Source organism: Mesorhizobium sp. CA8 (genome assembly GCF_020164955.1).
GTDB lineage: Bacteria > Pseudomonadota > Alphaproteobacteria > Rhizobiales > Rhizobiaceae > Mesorhizobium.
In genome coordinates this window covers 125,857-143,542 of record NZ_JAIUHG010000011.1, presented here as the reverse complement: position 1 = coordinate 143,542, position 17,686 = coordinate 125,857, and the positions used below count along the sequence as shown (strand labels likewise).

Below are 17,686 nucleotides of genomic sequence, written 5' to 3'. Positions count from 1 at the left end.
GCCAGCTCCTATTCAGCAGCCACGCGCGCCGGCGCGGGCTTGAAATCCTCGGGGAAATGCGTGATCGAGCTCATCACCGGGTATGGCGTGAAGCCGCCCAGCGCGCAGAGCGATCCAAACTTCATCGTGTTGCAGAGGTCGGTGACCAGAGCGAGGTTCTTCTCCGCCTCGATGCCCGCGGCAACCTTGTCCAGGACCTCCACGCCGCGCGTCGAGCCGATGCGGCAGGGCGTGCACTTGCCGCAGCTTTCGATGGCGCAGAACTCCATGGCGAAGCGCGCCTGCTTCAGCATGTCGGCGCTGTCGTCGAAGACGGTGATGCCGGCATGGCCGATCAGCCCGTCGCGCTTGGCGAATTCCTCGTAGTCGAACGGCGTGTCGAACAAGGCGCGCGGGAAATAGGCGCCGAGCGGCCCGCCGACCTGCACCGCCTTCACCGGCCGCCCGGAAGCCGTGCCGCCGCCGATCTCGTCGACGATTTCGCCGAGCGTCAGGCCGAAGGCCGTCTCGAACAGGCCGCCATGCTTAACGTTGCCGGCGATCTGGATCGGGATCGTGCCGCGCGAGCGGCCCATGCCGAAATCCTTGTAGTAGGCGGCGCCCTTGTCCATGATGACAGGCACCGAGGCCAGGCTGATCACGTTGTTGATCACCGTCGGCTTGCCGAACAAGCCTTGGATCGCGGGCAACGGCGGCTTGGCACGCACCACGCCGCGCTTGCCTTCGAGGCTGTTCAAGAGCGAGGTTTCCTCGCCGCAGACATAGGCGCCGGCGCCGACGCGGATTTCCATGTCGAAGGCGTTGGGCGAACCCAGCACATTGACGCCGAGCACGCCCGCCTTGCGGGCGATCGCGACGGCCTTGTTCATCGTCGCCACCGCGTGCGGATATTCCGAGCGGATATAGACGAAACCCTTGGTCGCGCCCGTGGCGATGCCGGCGATCGCCATGCCTTCGATCAGCACGAAGGGATCGCCTTCCATGATCATGCGGTCGGCGAAAGTGGCGCTGTCGCCCTCGTCGGCGTTGCAGACAATGTATTTCTGCGCGCCTGCCGTATCCAGCACCGTCTTCCACTTGATGCCGGTCGGGAAGCCGGCGCCGCCGCGGCCGCGCAGGCCGGATTCGGTCACCTGTTTCACGACGTCCGCCGGCGCCATCGCCACTGCATTCTGCAGGCCGTTCAGGCCGCCATGCGATTTGTAGCTGTCGAGTGACAGCGGATCGATGACGCCACAGCGCGCGAAGGTCAGCCGGGTCTGCTTGGCGAAGAAGGAGATCTTGTCGGGCGCGCCCAGCCAGCGTTTGTGGTGGCCGCCCTTAAGAAAGCCGCTGTCGAACAGGCTCTTGACGTCGGATGGCTTGACCGGCCCGTAGGCGACGCGGCCCTCTGCCGTGGCCACCTCGACCATCGGCTCCAGGAAATAGGCGCCGCGCGAGCCGTTGCGCACGATCTTGGCTTCGACGCCGCGCTCCTTGAGTTCCTTCTCGATCGCCCTGGCGACCTTTTCTGCGCCAAGCGCCAGCGCGCCGGAATCTGCCGGGATATAGATGCGCGGGATCATGAACATACCTCCGCGACGATCTCTTCGATCTTTTCGTCATCGAGCCGGCCGATGACTTCGCCGTCGAGCATCGCCGACGGCGAGCAGGCGCACAGCCCGAGGCAATAGACCGGCTCCAGTGTAACCGATCCGTCGCGCGTGGTTTCGTGGAAATCGATGCCGAGCAACTGCTTGACCTTGCCCGCGACCGCATCCGAGCCCATCGACTGGCAGGCCTCGGCCTGGCAGAGCTTCAGCACGTGCCGGCCGGCAGGCTTGGCGCGGAAATCGTGATAGAAGCTGACCACGCCGTGCACCTCGGCCCGCGATAGGTTCAGCCCATCGGCGATCACCGGCAGCGCGTCCTTCGGAACGTGCCCGAACTCTTCCTGTATGCTGTGCAGGATCGGCAGCAACGGGCCTTCGAGGCCCTTCATCTCGTCAATGATCGCCGCCGTGCGCGACGCGATCTCGGTACTTGCGGCCTGCATGCTCACGCAGCGCCCTCCCTGGTCGTGGCGGCCAATGTATGTCACCCCAGCATATAGAGCGGTTTCGGGGCAACGACATGCATAGGGCGCAATATCGCTAAGTCCTTACGAAATCAGAGGAAACCTCCGAAATCAATAAAGCGCTCTCGTCGCTTGATAGAAATTTCCTATCAAGATCCGGCGGCTTGCATTGTCTAACCTAGCGGTGGGCACGGAAATCGTCCGCCAGCGCCATCGCCTCTCCCAGAAGCGCCTGCACCAGCGGCGTGTGCGGCTCGCGCGGCGCCGCCACCAGCCCGACTGTATGGCTGGCGTCCGGCTCGACGATCGGGATCGCCCGGATCGGCTCGGAAAAGCCGAACGTTTCCGCAAGGTTGAGCGGCATGATCGACGACCATTTGCCGGTACGGATATGCGAGAACAGCACGATCATCGAATTCGATTCCAGCGTCGGCCGCACCTGCACGCCGGCTTCCGCCAGATGCTGGTCGATGATGCGGCGGTTTTGCATATCCGGCGTCAGCAGGCAGAGCGGCAATTGGCTGATCTCCGACCATGTCACTTTGTCGCGGTCGGAATAGGGGTTTCCGATCGCGGTGATCAGCTGATAGCGCTCGTCATAGAGCGGCACGCTGGTCACGCGCCCGAGCGGCTCGTTGTCGAGATAGGTGATGCCGGCATCGACGTCGAAATTGCCGAGCAGCGACAGCACTTCGATTGATGTGCGCGACAGCACCGAGAACGTGACGCCCGGATGCTTTTCGCGGAATGGCGTCGTCAGCCGCGCCACCATGGCGAGCGCCGTCGGTATCGCGGCGATGCGGATACGCCCGGACAGCCCGTGGCGCGCCGCCCGCATCTCCTCGCGCATCGTGCGTGAGTCGCCGACGATGCGGCGCGCCCAGCCCAGCACCTGCTTGCCTTCCGGCGTCAGGCCCTGGAAGCGCGAGCCGCGCAGCACCAGCATGACGCCCAACTGCTCCTCGAGCTGCTTGATGCCGGCCGACAAGGTCGGTTGGGTGACGCCGCACACCTCCGCGGCCCGGCCGAAATGCTCCTCCTTGGCGAGAGCGATGAAGAATTCCAGCTTGTCGATCATGCCATCCGATCCGCAGTGTTCGGTCCAAGGTCGAGGAAATCGCCTCGCTTCGCAAGACACGCGCAATCGGGTCTCGTCCACATTTTTGAGCCGGCTATCTGTTTTCCCGCGCCGCGCATGGCGCTATGTGGGGTAGGGCGGAGGCAAGGAGGGACAAGATGCTGAGCTGGTTTCGCAAGCTGTTGCCGCGCGAGGATCGTTTCTTCGATATGTTCGAGCGGCATTCGCGCACCGTGGTCGGCGGCGCCGAGGCCCTCGAGCAGCTTCTGCAGGGCAAGGACATCGACCGCTGGTGCCAGAAGATCATCGATCTCGAAAACGAAGCTGACGGCATCACCGCCGAGGTCCTGCTTGCCGTCAGGCGCTCCTTCATCACCCCCTTCGACCGCGGCGACATCAAGGACCTGATCCAGTCGATGGATGATGCCATCGACATGATGCACAAGACCGTCAAGACGGTGAAATTGTTCGAGGTGAGGGAGTTCGATCCGCTGATGCGGGAAATGGGCGAAGTCATCGTCCAGGCCGCCCGATTGGTCGCGGAAGCGATCCCGCTGCTCAGCAAAGTGGGCGCCAACGCAGCGCGCCTCAACGCCATCGCCGAGGAGGTCATGCGCGTCGAGGGCCGCGCCGACGACCTGCACGAGCAGGGCTTGAAGGATCTGTTCAAGCGTCACGGCCGCGGCGACGCCATGGCCTATCTGATCGGCTCGGAGATCTATGGCCAGCTGGAAAAGGTGGTCGACCGGTTCGAGGATGTCGCCAATGAGATCAGCGGCATCGTCATCGAGAACGTTTAGGCGATGGAAGCCACGATCGCTTTTCCCCTGCTGATCGGCCTCGTTGCCGTGGCGCTGTTCTTCGATTTCCTCAACGGCCTGCACGATGCCGCCAACTCGATCGCGACGATCGTCTCCACCCGGGTGCTCAGGCCGCATTACGCCGTGTTCTGGGCCGCGTTCTTCAATTTCATCGCCTTCCTGTTCTTCGGCCTGCATGTCGCCGAGACCGTGGGAAAAGGCATCATCGACGCCAGCATCGTCACGCCGGCAGTGATCTTCTCGGCGCTTATCGGGGCGATCGTCTGGAACATCGTCACCTGGGTCGCCGGCATTCCGTCGAGCAGCTCGCATGCGCTGATCGGCGGGCTGGTCGGCGCCGGCGTCGCCAAGGCCGGAACCGGCGCCATCGTCTGGTCCGGGCTCGGCAAGACGGTCGCGGCCATCGTGCTCTCGCCGGCGACGGGATTCGTGCTGGCGCTTGTCCTCGTTCTCATCGTCTCCTGGCTGTTCGTGCGGCAGACGCCGTTCGCGGTCGACAACAGCTTTCGCGTGCTGCAGTTCTTTTCCGCCTCGCTCTATTCGCTAGGGCATGGCGGCAACGACGCGCAGAAGACCATGGGCATCATCGCCGTGCTGCTCTTTTCGCAAGGCGCGCTCGGCCCGACTTTCTATGTGCCGCTGTGGGTGGTCCTCACCTGCCAGTCGGCGCTGGCGCTGGGCACGCTGTTCGGTGGCTGGCGCATCGTCCACACGATGGGATCGAAGATCACGCGGCTCAATCCCATGCAGGGTTTTTGCGCCGAGACCGGCGGCGCCATAACGCTTTTCGCCGCCACCTGGCTCGGTGTCCCGGTCTCGACGACGCACACCATCACCGGCGCCATCATCGGCGTGGGCGCCGCCCGCCGCGTCTCCGCCGTACGCTGGGGCATCGCCGGCAATATCGTCGTCGCCTGGGTGATCACCTTGCCGGCGACGGCGGCGATCTCGGCATTGACCTATTTCGCGACCCGACTGGCCGCATGAGACGGCCGGATCGCGGCCGCGTCACTATCCGCCCGCGAGGTTGAGGATATTGCCGTCGGGATCCTTGAACCAGGCGACCTTCATGCCTTGGCCGACATGGATGTCGCCCTCGAGCGACAGCCCCGGCATGTCGTAATGCTCGAAAGTGACGCCCTTCGACTTCAACGATTTGACGATTGCATCGATCCGGTCGCCGACCGCCCAGGTTACCGCCGTCGCCTTGTTGGTGCCGGCGAATTGCGAATGGTAGACGTTGATAAATGTGTCGCCGCTCTTGTAGACGACCAACTCGCCGCCCATGTCGTCTACTTGTTTGAGGCCGAGCGTTCCTTCGTAGAACGCCTTGGCCTTGTCCAGGTCCTTGACCGCGAGATTGGCTATCGCATTGCTGTTTTGGAGCATGACGGTCTCCTTCACAGATTGTCGTGATGGCAATGGAGATAGCGCGGCCGGGTCGTTTGGCCACGGCTCAGGCTCGAAGCTCGATACCGGTTGGCTAACCCGACACCATCCGTCGCTTTCCGGGGCACGCCGGCCGAGCCGTTGCGCCACGGCTTGGTTCTGCCGGGAAACTGCACTATTTGGAACGCCAAACGCCGAGGAAAGATCATGACCGTTACCAAGGAATCCGTCATCGAGCGCCTGAAGACGGTGAACGGGCCGGACTTCACCGGCAACATCGTCGATCTCGGCATGGTCTCCGAGATTTTCATCGCCGATTCCAAGGTCTTCTTCTCGATCACCGTTCCCGCCGCGCGCGCCCAGGAGCTGGAGCCGCTGCGCGCCGCCGCCGAGCGCGCGGTGAAGGCCATACCCGGCGTCGCCAGCGCCGTCGTCGCGCTGACGGCGGAGAAGAAGGGCGGCGGCATGGAAGCGCCGGTTCCGCCGCGCCCGGCTCCTCCGCGGCCCGCCGCTCCGCAGCCTGCGCCGCAGCGCCCCGCGCCGCACGCGCCTGCCTCGCAGAGCCATGGCAAGCGGGGCGTGCCCGGCATCGATGCCATCATCGCCGTCGCCTCCGGCAAGGGCGGCGTCGGCAAGTCGACCACCGCGGTCAACCTGGCGCTCGGTCTTGCCGCCAACGGGCTGAAAGTCGGCGTGCTCGATGCCGATATCTACGGCCCGTCTATGCCCCGGCTGCTCAACATCCGCGGCCGGCCGCAGACCGTCGACGGCAAGGTGCTGAAGCCGATGCAGAATTACGGCCTCAAGGTGATGTCGATGGGCTTCCTCGTCGATGAGGAGACGCCGATGATCTGGCGCGGCCCGATGGTGATGTCGGCGCTGACGCAGATGCTGCGCGAGGTCGAATGGGGCCCGCTCGACGTGCTGGTGGTCGACATGCCCCCCGGCACCGGCGATGCCCAGCTCACCATGGCCCAACAGGTGCCGCTCGCCGGCGCCGTCATCGTCTCGACGCCCCAGGACTTGGCGCTGATCGACGCCCGCAAGGGCCTCAACATGTTCAAGAAGGTCGATGTGCCGCTGCTCGGCATCGTCGAGAATATGAGCTACTTCCTCGCTCCCGACACCGGCAAGCGCTACGACATTTTCGGCCATGGCGGCGCGCGCCGCGAGGCCGAGCGCCTCGGCGTCACCTTCCTCGGCGAGGTGCCGCTGGAGATGGGCATCCGCGAAAGCTCGGACGCCGGCGCCCCGGTCGTCGCCTCCAAGCCGGAGGGCGCCGAGGCGAAGATCTATCGCGACATAGCAAGCAAGGTCTGGGATCGGGTCCAGGAAGAGCGCGGCGCAGCCGAAGCCGCAGTGCCGAGCATCGTTTTCGAATAACTCCCCTTTTCTTTGGGGTCACGCGCCGACCTTCTCACCGAATGTCGAGAAGAACTGCCCCGCCAATTTCTTCGATGTCGACTCGATCAGCCTGCTGCCGAGTTGCGCGATCTTGCCCCCGACCTCGGCCTTGGCGGCGTATTTGAGCACCGTCGAGTCCGCCCCGTCGGCGGTCAGCGTGACGTCGGCGCCGCCCTTGGCGAAACCGGCAACGCCGCCCTTGCCTTCGCCCTGGATGGTGTAGGAATGCGGTGGCTTGATGTTTTTCAGCGTGACTTCGCCGTTGAAGGTCGCCTTGATCGGCCCGATCTTCAGCACCACGGTCGCCGCCATCGCGGTGTCCGAATTCTTCTCGAGGCTCTGGCAGCCGGGAATGGCTTCTTTCAGGATCTCCGGGTCGTTGAGGGCTTCCCACACTTTCCCGATGGGTGCGGCGATCCGCTCCTCGCCTTCGATCACCAAAGCCATCAAGACCTCCCGGATTGCTATGCCGGTTGGTCGTAGCGCGCGGCCCGAAACAAGTCTATCGCACCAAAGTCCGGGTTCCGGCTGCGCCTGCCTCTTGCCTGCATGGACGCATTGTCCTATCGATTTGTCATACAAATACGGAGACCACCATGGCAGGCGCCCCCACCAAGAAGAAGAAATTTCGCTCGCAGGAGTGGTTCGACAATCCCGACAATCCGGGCATGACGGCGCTCTATCTCGAGCGTTACCTCAATTACGGCCTGACGCGCGCCGAGCTGATGTCGGGCAAGCCGCTGATCGGCATCGCGCAGACCGGTTCCGACCTTTCGCCCTGCAACCGGCATCACCTCGAGCTCGCCAAACGCGTGCGCGAAGGCATCGTTTCGATGGGCGGCATCCCGTTCGAGTTCCCGTGCCATCCGATCCAGGAGACCGGCAAGCGCCCCACCGCCGCGCTCGACCGCAACCTTGCATATCTCAGCCTTGTCGAGGTGCTCTACGGCTATCCGCTCGACGGTGTGGTGCTGACCATCGGTTGCGACAAGACCACGCCGGCGCTGCTGATGGCGGCGGCCACCGTCAATATTCCGGCGATCGCGCTTTCGGTCGGCCCGATGCTCAATGGCTGGCACAAGGGCAAGCGCACCGGCTCCGGCACCATCGTCTGGGAATCCCGGCAAAGGCTCTCGGCCGGCGAGATCAACTATGACGAGTTCATGGACATCGTGGCCTCCTCGGCGCCGTCGACCGGCTATTGCAACACCATGGGCACCGCCACCACGATGAACTCGCTGGCCGAGGCGCTCGGCATGCAACTGCCGGGCTCTGCCGCCATTCCCGCGCCGTACCGCGAGCGCGGCCAGATCGCCTACGAGACCGGCAAGCGCATCGTCGAGATGGTGCATGAGGACCTGAAGCCCTCCGACATCATGACGCGCGAGGCCTTCGAGAACGCCGTCGTCGTCAATTCGGCCATCGGCGGCTCCACCAACGCGCCGATCCACCTCAACGCCATCGCCCGCCATCTCGGCGTGCCGCTCGACAACGACGACTGGCAGAAGATCGGCCTCGACATCCCGCTGCTGGTCAACCTGCAGCCGACGGGCGAGTATCTCGGCGAGGACTATCACCATGCTGGCGGCGTGCCGGCGGTCGTCGCCGAATTGATGAAGGCCGGACTGCTGCCGCATCCTGGCGCCGTCACCGCCAACGGCAGGACGATGGGCGACAATTGCAAGGATGCCGTCAACGAGAACTACGATGTCATCCGCAGCGCCGACAAGCCGCTCAAGGCCAATGCCGGCTTCATCAATCTCAAGGGCAATCTGTTCGATTCCGCCATCATGAAGACCAGCGGCATCTCGCCCGAGTTCCGTGAGCGCTACCTCTCAAACCCGAACGATCCCGAGGCCTTCGAGGGCAACGCCATGGTCTTCGACGGGCCGGAGGATTACCACGCCCGCATCGACGATCCGGCTCAGGGCATCGATGAGCACACGATCCTGTTCATGCGCGGCGCCGGTCCGGTCGGCTATCCGGGCGGCGCCGAGGTGGTCAACATGCAGCCGCCGGCCTACCTCATCAAGAAGGGCATCCACGCCCTTGCCTGCATCGGTGACGGCCGCCAGTCCGGCACGTCGGGTTCTCCGTCGATCCTCAATGCCTCGCCGGAAGCCGCGATCGGCGGCGGCCTTGCGCTGCTCAAGAGCGGCGACCGCGTCCGCATCGACCTGAGGAAGGGCACGGCCAATATCCTCGTCAGCGATGAGGAGATTGCCAAACGGCGGGCGGCGCTGCAGGCCAATGGTGGCTATCACTATCCCCAGCACCAGACGCCGTGGCAGGAGATCCAGCGCGGCATGGTCGACCAGTTCTCGGCCGGCATGGTGCTGAAGCCGGCGGTAAAGTATCAAGACGTCGCCCATACCAGCGGCGTGCCGCGCGACAATCACTGAATCCATATATATATTCGGCCAATCAAAAAGGGCGGCTTGCCGACGGCGGGCCGCCCTTTTCTGTTGCCCTTGTTTCATCTCCGAGGAACCCACAGATAAGGTCGACCTCGGCAGCTTCACGAAGGGACAGATTATCGTGGCCAAGCGGCGCTCTTCCCTCGGCTTTCTCGGCATGTTCGGCCGCTCCGGCGATCTGCGGCAGCTCGACGACGCGTTGCGCGCGGCCGACCTGCACCCGGCCCTGGTACCCGAGGGGGTGAAACTCACCGTCGTCAATCTGATGAACGACCGCTGGCCGGATGAGCTGCCGGCCGGCGCCCATCAATCCGTGGCGCAGCTCTGCGGCTATTGCGTCGCCGGGCCGCAGGTGTTCGAGCAGGCCAACGGCCGCGAGGCGACCTTGGAGGTCGAGCGCCGCATCGAGGCGGCGCTCGAGGCCGGCGACAGCTTCGACGCCCAAATCGTGCTGATGACGCTGCACGCCAAGCTGATCAACCCAGAAGTGGTTGAGCGATACGGACTGAGCGCGGAGTGACTGGGCAGGACGCGTCGATACTCGGTCAGGCAGGCCTCACCAAAATTTCAACATGTCGCTAGCCGCCCATCTTGTTGCGCGGCAACTTGATCATCTCGCCGAAGCGGGCGCGCAATTTGTCGTCGAGCAGGCGCGAGACGTGGCGCGGGAAACGCTCGGCAAGCACGCGCTTCTTCTCCGCGATCGCGCGCGACAGGATGTCGGGCCGGCCCTTCTCGTTCCATTCCTTGGGCGAGAAACGGTCGCCGACGGCGGGATAGAAATACTCGGTCTGCATCAGCTTCAGCGTCTGATCATTGCCGAGATAATGGCCGGGACCCTTGAGGCAGACATCGGCGATCGTGTCGATCGACAGCGCGTCGTCGGTCACCTCGATGCCGCGCACGCAGCGCAGGCAGTGGCCGAGCATGTCGTTGTCGATGATCAGGCTTTCAAGGCAGAAGCCGAGCAGCGAGGCATGCATGCCGGCCGATTCATAAACGAGATTGAGGCCGGAGAGACCCGCCATCACATTGGTGATGCCCTTCTCGTAGCCCGCCTGGATATCGGGCAGCTTCGAGTCCGACATGCCGGCTGCCGAGCCGCCGGGCAGGTCGTAATATTGCGCCATCTGCGCGCAGGCCGCGGTCAACACTGCTTGCTCCGCCGATCCGCCGGACATGGCGCCGGTCCTGAGGTCGGAAACGAATGGCCAGGTGCCGAAGATCGCCGGATGTCCAGGCTTGATGGCATTGACATAGACCAGGCCCATCAGCACTTCCGCCACCGCCTGGACAACCGCGCCGGCGATGGCGGCGGGAGCCGTGGCGCCGGCCTGGCCGGCCGACAGAAGCAGGATCGGAATACCGCCTTCTACGCAGGCCTCCAGCACGCCGCAGGCGTCCTCGGCGAACTTCATCGGCGGCACGACGAAGCAGTTCGAGTTCGACACGAACGGCCGCGCCCGGAAATTCTCCTCCCCGCCGGCGATCGCATAGAGCATTTCCAGCGCCGGCTTGACGTTCTCGCGCACGGTGAACGAGGTGCCGACATGCTTGGACGTCCCCATCACGCAGGCATAGAGCGTATTGAAGTCCATATCGAGCGGGTCTGGAATGTCGCGCGGCACCATGGTGCGCTGGAAGAAATGGATGTTGTCCAGCCCGTCGACGAGGCGGGCGGCATCGTAGAGGTCCTGCAGCAGCGATTCGCGATATTCGCGCTTCTCGACATCGACCAGATGCACCGCCGCGCCCGCCGTGCCGTAGTGCACGCGTTTGCCCTGGATCAGCATGTCGTGCTTCGGATCCTGGCCGTAGAGGGTGAAATTGCGCGCGGCTTGTCTGATGGTGTCCAGCACCAAGGCGCGCGGCAGCCGGATGCGGCCGTCGTCGCCATAGGTGCCGCCGATCCGGGTCAGCGCTTCGATGCAGGACGGGATGGCATTGGCGAAGCCGACTGTCTCCAGGAGCGTCAGCACCGCTTCGTGGATGCGCTCCCGGTCGTTCTGGCTCAATGGGCCATAACTGCCGCCTTCAAGCCCCGGCCGTACCGGACGGATGTCGTCGGCCAAGGGCGCCGCCCGCATCGCGCGGCGCGCTTCGCGCCCGCCGGAACGCCGCGAACGCTGGTCCGACGACGATTCCTGCTTCTCGAGAGCCACTGACATGGAAGCACTCCACCTTTTGTCTTTATCTGCGAGGCGAGCGCGGCGGTTGGTCCACCATCGGCCTGCCTCGTCCCCTTCTGGCACCGACTATGCCGCCGGCATTGGCACAGCCTATGGGCCAAGCAATCCCGTCGAATATGCCAGAATGCTAAAGCGGCAAACATGCGCCCAAACAAAAAGAGCCGGCGGTGCCGGCTCTTTTTCAGGAGGTCTGTGGCGATCAGGCGGCCGCGGGCCTGCGGCCGGCAGCAGTGGCAAGTTCGCGGATGCCCGGCTCGATATGCTGCAGCGAGATCGAGGAGATGCCCAAACGCATGAAACGAGAGGGCTTTTCGCTGCGATCGAAGAACCGGTCGCCGGGTTCGATGATGACGCTGCGCGACGCGGCGGCTTCCGCCAGGCCGCGTGAATCGGTACCCCGCGGCCCTTCCAGCCAGAGCGATGTGCCGCCCGCCGAGTCGGTCGAGCGCCACTCTGGCAAGAAAGCGGAAATCGCATGGACCAGACGCTTGCGCCGCTCATCGAATGCGGCGGAGAGCCTGCGCACCAGTGCCTCGTGGTGACCGAGCGACAGGAACAGCGCAACGGCGCGCTGGTTGTTCGCCGGCGGGTGCCTCAGCATGAAGCGGCGCAGCGCGCGAAGCTCGGCGATCAGTCCGGCCGAGGCGACGATGTAGCCAAGCCTTAGACCCGGCGCCAGCGTCTTCGACATCGAGCCGACATAGATGACGCGGCCGGAGCGATCGAGGCTCTTCAGCGCCTGCTGTGGCGCCTCGTCGAGCAGCTGGCTGTCATAGCCGTCCTCGATGATGATCTGGTTGTTGCGGTTGGCGCGCGCCAGAAGATCCTGCCGCCGCTCCGCCGACAACGGTACCATGGTCGGGCAGTGGTGGCTCGGCGTGACGAAGACGAAGCCGGAATCGCTGGGGATCGACGAGGTCACGATGCCCGACTGATCGACCGGGACCGGCTGGATATCCGCGCCGGCCAGCCGGAAGATCGAGCGGGCATCGGGATAGCCGGGATCTTCCATCGCCACTTTCGAGCCCTTGGTCATCAGCAGCGTGGCGAGCATATAAAGCGCGTTCTGCGCGCCCAGCGTCACTATGATCTCGTCCGGATTGGCGAAGATGCCGCGCCGCGGCAGGAGCCTGGCCTGGATCTGCTCTATCAGCAGCGGATCGTCGCGGTCCACCATGTCGGACGCCCAGTTGCGGATCTCCAGCACTGCCAGCGCCATGCGGTTGCACTCGCGCCATTCGGCTGTCGGAAACAGCGCCGGATCGAACTGGCCGTAGACGAAAGGGTAGGAGGACTTGATCCAGTTGTCGTGCTTGGCCGGCGGCGGCATGTCGCTTGCGGCGATCTGCCGGCGCGCCTTCCAGTCGATCTCGTTCTGCTGGTCGGGCGCCTTCTGGTGCGGCTTGGCGGGGGTGGCCAGCACGTCCGGATTGACAAAATGGCCGCGCCGCTCGCGCGCCACCAGAAAACCCTGGTCGACCAGCTGCTGGAAGGCGAGCACCACCGTGCCGCGGGCAACCCCAAGTTTTTCCGCGAGAATTCGGCAGGACGGCAGCGGCATCGAGGCGGCGATCTGTCGGTCCAGAATGGCCGCGACGATCGCCTGGCGGATCTGCGCCTGGAGGGTTTGGCCGGATTCAGCCGAAATCCGGAACAGGCCGGACCATATGGCCGTGTCATTGCGCTGTGGCATGGGAAATCTTCCTCGGACGGCCAGCTGTTTTCACTTGGCTGGACCAGTGGAGTGTAGGGGTGGCATAAGGGGTTGCGCCAATCAATTTTTCTGATCGCTGGGATTTATGCCAGTGATCTATCAAGCGCGACGCGAAGCGTCGTCGCGGCGCGTTCAAAGCGCGATGCGCAGCATCGTCGCGGCACTGTCCCAAAGCGCGATGCGCAGCATCGTCGCCTCCGCCCAGCGCCCCGCAGCGAAATTCCCGCACTCACCGTCCACCCCCTTCATCAAAGCGTGATGCAGTGCGGCAAAGCCGCGCTTGAACGAAACGGAAATCGGCTCAATAGAATGACGCGCCGACACGCGCCGGAAACATCCGGCCTGTTAAAATGGTCTAAAAACCCGCCAGGAGCCTGCCAGTGGACCAGTCATCCTTCGACAAGCAACTTGCCGCCTTGCGCGATCAACGCGCGGCGGCCAAGGGCTCGATGCGCGAGGCTTTCGCCGCCGATCCCAAGCGCTTCGAGACATTCTCAGCGACCGATGGCGATCTTTTGCTCGACTGGTCGAAATGTGCCGTCGACGCAGATACGATGACGATGCTGGAAAAGCTCGCGGGTGCGGCCGATCTCGCGGGACGCCGCGTCGCCATGTTCGAAGGCAAGAAGATCAACATCACCGAGAACCGCGCCGTGCTGCACACCGCGCTGCGCAATCTGACCGGCAAGAGCGTGATCGTCGACGGCCAGGACACGAAGGCCGATGTGATCGCCGTGCTCGACGCCATGGGCGCCTTCGCCGACGCCATCCGCTCCGGTAAGGCGGCCGGCGCCACCGGCAAGAAGATCACCGACATCGTCAACATCGGCATCGGCGGCTCCGATCTCGGCCCGGCGATGGTGACGCTGGCGCTCGCGCCCTATCATGACGGGCCGCGCGCGCATTACGTCTCCAATGTCGACGGCGCGCATATCCACGACACGCTGAAGGGTCTGTCTGCCGAGACGACCCTGTTCATCATTGCCTCCAAGACCTTCACAACCGTTGAGACGATGACGAATGCGCAGACGGCGCGCGATTGGGTTCAGAAGGAGTTGGGCAAGGAAGCGGTCGGCAAGCATTTCGCCGCCGTCTCGACCGCCCTCGACCTTGTGGCGAAGTTCGGCATCGAACAGGACCGTGTCTTCGGCTTCTGGGACTGGGTCGGCGGCCGCTATTCGGTCTGGAGCGCTATCGGCCTGCCGGTGATGATTTCCGTCGGGCCGCACAATTTCCGTGCCTTCCTCGACGGCGCGCATGAGATGGACGAGCATTTCCGCTCGGCGCCGATGCAAAAGAACCTTCCGGTGCTTCTGGGGCTGATCGGCTGGTGGCATCGCGTCGTCTGCAAATATCCGGCCCGCGCCGTCATCCCTTACGACCAGCGCCTGTCGCGCCTGCCGGCCTATCTGCAGCAGCTTGATATGGAATCGAACGGCAAGAGCGTCACGCTGGACGGCGCCGCGGTCGCCATACCCACCGGCCCGCTGGTCTGGGGCGAGCCCGGCACCAACGGCCAGCATGCCTTCTTCCAGCTGTTGCATCAGGGCACCGACTTCATCCCAGTCGAGTTCCTCGCCGCCGCCGTCGGTCACGAGCCCGAGCTGAAACACCAGCATGATCTCTTGCTCGCCAACTGCCTGGCGCAGTCGGAGGCCTTCATGAAGGGCCGTACGCTGGAAGAGGCCCGCGCGCAGATGCTGGCCAAGGGCATGAAGCCGGCCGATGTCGACAGGATCGCGCCGCATCGGGTCTTCTCCGGCAACCGCCCGTCGCTCACCATCCTCTACCGCAAGCTCGATCCGCACACATTGGGCCGAATCATTGCGCTCTATGAGCATCGCGTCTTCGTCGAAGGCACGCTGTTCAACATCAATTCCTTCGATCAATGGGGCGTCGAACTCGGCAAGGAATTGGCAACGGGTCTGCTGCCTGTCGTTGAAGGCAAGGAGACTGCCGCAAAACGCGACGCCTCGACTGCCGGATTGGTGGCTCATATCCACCAATTGCGTGGCGTGGAGTAAAAGGATTGGCGGATATCAAGGGAATATTGTTCGACAAGGACGGCACGCTTGTCGACTTCAACGCAACCTGGCTCGGCATAGCCGACTTCATGGCGATGGACGCCGCCGAAGGCGACCGCTGGAAAGCCGACCGGCTGCTTGCCGCCGCCGGCTTCGACTTCGTCACGAAACGCTTCAAGCCGGATTCGATCTTCGCCTCCGGTTCGAACATGGACGTCGTCGAGCTCTGGTTCCCGCGTCTGTCCGACGAGGATCAACTGCACGCCGTTTCCCGCTTCAACGAGATCACTTCGGCGCAAGGGTCGGCCATGGCCGTGGCGCTGCCCGGCATCGTCGATTCGTTGCGGACCTTGCACAAACGATCCTATCGGATGGGCGTCGCCACCAACGATTCCACCAGCGGCGCCGAAAAGACGCTCGCCACGCTCGGCATCGCGCAACTCTTCGATGCCGCCTTCGGATACGACGCCGTGGCCAACTCCAAGCCGGCGCCCGACACGGTCGTCGCTTTCTGCGACCTGACCGGATTGAAGGCGAGTGAGATCGCCATGGTCGGCGACAACCGCCATGACCTGGAGATGGCGCGCGCCGGCGGCTGTGGCTTGGCAGTGGGCGTGCTCTCCGGAACCGGCACGCGCGACTCACTGGCGCCGATGGCAGACGTCGTTCTGGACTCGGTCGCCGACCTGCCGGATTTCCTCGCCGCGCGGGTGAACGTGCCGGCTGGTTAGATCGGTCGCGGTCTCAGGAAAACGCCTCAATCCGGCATTCTCCGATGCGACTGCTTCTTGGCCCGATTGCCGCAGCTGTTCATCTCGCACCATCGTCGCGAACCGTTTTTCGTGCGATCTATGAAAAGCCAGCGGCAGTCGTGCGGCGGGCATTGTTTGAGACGCGATAGTTCGTCGCCGCGAAGCAGGTCGAGAGCCGACCACGCGATTGCCCCGGTGATGCGGTTGGCACCTCGAAAATGCAACGACACCGGCAATCCAACGAGCGCGGCGGTTCTGAGTGCCTCGGCTGCATATTTTCGAATGGTGTCGAGCGCGGCAGCGGGAGGTTCGCCGCCGTGAGCGATTGCCGAGCCGGCGTCGCTTACAGCGCGGCGAAGGGCGAGAACGTCTTTGACCAGAGCCTTGTGGTCGGCCGAAGGAAGGGCGAAATCATTGTCGATCAGGCCGGTTTGCCTCGACCATGCCAGAATGTCTGCCGCCGTCGCGAGATGGTCGACCTCCCGGTCGGTGCCCCGCCGACTGATCGTGTTGGCGAGGTCAAGAGCCAGGTTGCCGGCGATGCGATGGGGAAATGACATTGGTGACGGCCTCATTTCCTCGCTGGATCGGCGCCATCGCGTCCAAACAACGCCAATCCTGCCGCTATCAACAAAAGCGCGGCGCCGCCAATCTCGGCCGCTCCGATCTTTTCGCCGAAGAGCCAAACACCCACGGCCAATGCAACGATGGGCGAGATGAAGGCATAGAGCCCGGCGCGGGCGGTGCCCCATCGTTCAAGCAGGCGCAGATAGATGGTGTAGGCTACGATGGTTCCGAGGAGGGAAAGGAACAACAGGCTGGCCGCAGCCGAAGCGACGTCGATCTTTCCTGGCAGCGTCGCCGAAACCTCGCCCAAAAGGAACGAGACGACGATCAGCGCCGCGCCGCCGAGAACGGCGTGGATCGCGGTGAGCGTCAGGGGCCTGATCGGGCCGATCAGCGGCCGCGCAACGACGCTCCCAACGCAGTAGCATGCAGTGCCGGCCACGATAGCGGCAAGCCCCAATCCGTTTCCGGATTCCTGCTCGACAAGACGTGTCCAGAAGAGGGCAAGGAGACCCGTGCAGCCGAGCGCCAGCGCCAGGCCGTGGCGCCAGGTGGGTCGCTCCTCTCCGAGCAGGACCGCCAAGCCAAACAGAAGCACCGGAACCAGCGCGAGATTGACCAAGCCGGATAGGCCGGACGGGACCGTTTGCATGCCCCAGAACAGCAGTCCGTAGGTTCCGGCATTCGTCAGCAGGGCCGATATGATGACTCGCATCGACCGACCTTCCGCGAAGGCCGATAAGGTTCCATGCGTCCAAAATGCCAGGATTCCCGCAGTCAGCAGATAGCGCAGCCCCGCCAGAAGAATCGGGGGAACGCCGGCATCCAGGCCGATCTTGACGGCTGCCCAGGTCAGCCCCCAGATCAGCGCCATGAGGCCGAACAGGGCGAGATTGCTCATGGCGACTCAGCGCAGATGCTGATCGTCGACGAGGATGCGGTGGATCTCGATGCGCTCGGGCAGTTCGATCAGAAATTCGGCGTCGCGGTCGAGATGATGGACTTTGAACGGGTCGCCCTTGGTGAAAGCGGTCATCGCCTCAATGTCGCGCCAGTAGGAGATGGTCGTGAACCAGGTCTCCTCTTCCCGGTCCTCGCGAAAGAGCTGGACGCCGAGCGCAACCTGCTGAAGCGGGGAATGCCTTCTGCCTTCAAATAGGGTTCGTAGCTGTTCGCGACGTCGCGACGGGTGCGGCCGCGCCAGATGCGTGCGATGGTTGGTTTCGTCGCCATGTTTGTCTCCTTGGGTTCTGGATTTGGCGGAGAGAGCTGTGC

17 protein-coding genes and 1 pseudogene are annotated in these 17,686 nt (G+C 64.0%); 7 read left to right on the top strand and 11 right to left on the bottom strand.

Annotation, left to right across the window (positions count from 1 at the left end; all coding sequences use genetic code 11):
* Positions 1–8: 8 nt before the first annotated feature.
* The 3 genes from LB553_RS14740 to LB553_RS14730 form a co-directional block, all read right to left on the bottom strand.
* Positions 9–1,565, bottom strand: coding sequence for a formate dehydrogenase beta subunit (locus LB553_RS14740; protein WP_224514267.1), 1,557 nt, complete (start codon positions 1,563–1,565; stop codon positions 9–11).
* Positions 1,562–2,041, bottom strand: coding sequence for a formate dehydrogenase subunit gamma (locus LB553_RS14735; RefSeq protein WP_224514266.1), 480 nt, complete (start codon positions 2,039–2,041; stop codon positions 1,562–1,564). The genes LB553_RS14740 and LB553_RS14735 overlap by 4 nt, the downstream gene beginning before the upstream one ends.
* A gap of 193 nt (positions 2,042–2,234) precedes the next feature.
* Positions 2,235–3,134, bottom strand: a complete 900-nt coding sequence (locus tag LB553_RS14730) for a LysR family transcriptional regulator (protein ID WP_224514265.1) — start codon at positions 3,132–3,134, stop codon at positions 2,235–2,237.
* 158 nt (positions 3,135–3,292) lie between these two features.
* On the opposite strand from LB553_RS14730, the gene LB553_RS14725 reads away from it, so the two are divergent.
* Positions 3,293–3,934 carry a DUF47 domain-containing protein gene (locus LB553_RS14725; RefSeq protein WP_224514264.1) on the top strand — a complete coding sequence of 214 codons (642 nt, stop codon included), beginning with the start codon at positions 3,293–3,295 and terminating at the stop codon, positions 3,932–3,934.
* Positions 3,935–3,937: 3 nt separating this feature from the next.
* A complete protein-coding gene (locus tag LB553_RS14720; protein ID WP_224514263.1) occupies positions 3,938–4,942 on the top strand; it encodes an inorganic phosphate transporter in 1,005 nt (334 codons plus the stop codon).
* A 24-nt stretch (positions 4,943–4,966) separates the two neighbouring features.
* On the opposite strand, the gene LB553_RS14715 is transcribed toward LB553_RS14720, so the two are convergent.
* A complete protein-coding gene (locus LB553_RS14715; RefSeq protein ID WP_224514262.1) occupies positions 4,967–5,344 on the bottom strand; it encodes a VOC family protein in 378 nt (125 codons plus the stop codon).
* A 207-nt stretch (positions 5,345–5,551) separates the two neighbouring features.
* Between LB553_RS14715 and LB553_RS14710 the strand changes: the two genes are divergently transcribed.
* A complete protein-coding gene (locus LB553_RS14710) occupies positions 5,552–6,727 on the top strand; it encodes an Mrp/NBP35 family ATP-binding protein (protein WP_224514261.1) in 1,176 nt (391 codons plus the stop codon).
* A gap of 18 nt (positions 6,728–6,745) precedes the next feature.
* Here the strand turns inward: LB553_RS14710 and LB553_RS14705 are convergent, their stop codons facing one another.
* Positions 6,746–7,195 carry an SRPBCC family protein gene (locus LB553_RS14705; protein WP_224514260.1) on the bottom strand — a complete coding sequence of 150 codons (450 nt, stop codon included), beginning with the start codon at positions 7,193–7,195 and terminating at the stop codon, positions 6,746–6,748.
* A gap of 149 nt (positions 7,196–7,344) precedes the next feature.
* Here LB553_RS14705 and LB553_RS14700 point away from each other — a divergent pair, with 149 nt between their 5' ends.
* Together LB553_RS14700 and LB553_RS14695 are read left to right on the top strand one after the other, a co-directional pair.
* Positions 7,345–9,150: an IlvD/Edd family dehydratase gene (locus LB553_RS14700; RefSeq protein ID WP_224514259.1), complete on the top strand. Its 1,806-nt coding sequence runs from the start codon at positions 7,345–7,347 to the stop codon at positions 9,148–9,150.
* 136 nt (positions 9,151–9,286) lie between these two features.
* A complete protein-coding gene (locus LB553_RS14695) occupies positions 9,287–9,685 on the top strand; it encodes a hypothetical protein (RefSeq protein ID WP_224514258.1) in 399 nt (132 codons plus the stop codon).
* Positions 9,686–9,743: 58 nt separating this feature from the next.
* Here the strand turns inward: LB553_RS14695 and LB553_RS14690 are convergent, their stop codons facing one another.
* From LB553_RS14690 to LB553_RS14680, 3 genes are all read right to left on the bottom strand, one after another.
* Positions 9,744–11,333: a trimethylamine methyltransferase family protein gene (locus LB553_RS14690; RefSeq protein ID WP_224514256.1), complete on the bottom strand. Its 1,590-nt coding sequence runs from the start codon at positions 11,331–11,333 to the stop codon at positions 9,744–9,746.
* Positions 11,334–11,553: 220 nt separating this feature from the next.
* A complete protein-coding gene (locus tag LB553_RS14685) occupies positions 11,554–13,047 on the bottom strand; it encodes a PLP-dependent aminotransferase family protein (protein WP_140815004.1) in 1,494 nt (497 codons plus the stop codon).
* Between the two features lie 153 nt (positions 13,048–13,200).
* Positions 13,201–13,392, bottom strand: coding sequence for a hypothetical protein (locus LB553_RS14680; protein WP_224514254.1), 192 nt, complete (start codon positions 13,390–13,392; stop codon positions 13,201–13,203).
* Between the two features lie 56 nt (positions 13,393–13,448).
* On the opposite strand from LB553_RS14680, the gene pgi reads away from it, so the two are divergent.
* Together pgi and LB553_RS14670 are read left to right on the top strand one after the other, a co-directional pair.
* Positions 13,449–15,092, top strand: coding sequence for a glucose-6-phosphate isomerase (gene pgi / locus LB553_RS14675; protein ID WP_318011500.1), 1,644 nt, complete (start codon positions 13,449–13,451; stop codon positions 15,090–15,092).
* 5 nt (positions 15,093–15,097) lie between these two features.
* Complete coding sequence (locus LB553_RS14670) at positions 15,098–15,823, top strand: HAD family hydrolase (RefSeq protein WP_224514252.1); 726 nt, start codon at positions 15,098–15,100, stop codon at positions 15,821–15,823.
* A 26-nt stretch (positions 15,824–15,849) separates the two neighbouring features.
* Here the strand turns inward: LB553_RS14670 and LB553_RS14665 are convergent, their stop codons facing one another.
* The 3 genes and pseudogenes from LB553_RS14665 to LB553_RS14655 form a co-directional block, all read right to left on the bottom strand.
* Positions 15,850–16,404 carry a CGNR zinc finger domain-containing protein gene (locus tag LB553_RS14665; RefSeq protein WP_224514250.1) on the bottom strand — a complete coding sequence of 185 codons (555 nt, stop codon included), beginning with the start codon at positions 16,402–16,404 and terminating at the stop codon, positions 15,850–15,852.
* An 11-nt stretch (positions 16,405–16,415) separates the two neighbouring features.
* Positions 16,416–17,312, bottom strand: a complete 897-nt coding sequence (locus tag LB553_RS14660) for a DMT family transporter (RefSeq protein ID WP_224514247.1) — start codon at positions 17,310–17,312, stop codon at positions 16,416–16,418.
* Positions 17,313–17,318: 6 nt separating this feature from the next.
* Positions 17,319–17,644: pseudogene (locus LB553_RS14655) on the bottom strand (antibiotic biosynthesis monooxygenase family protein).
* Positions 17,645–17,686 lie beyond the last annotated feature (42 nt).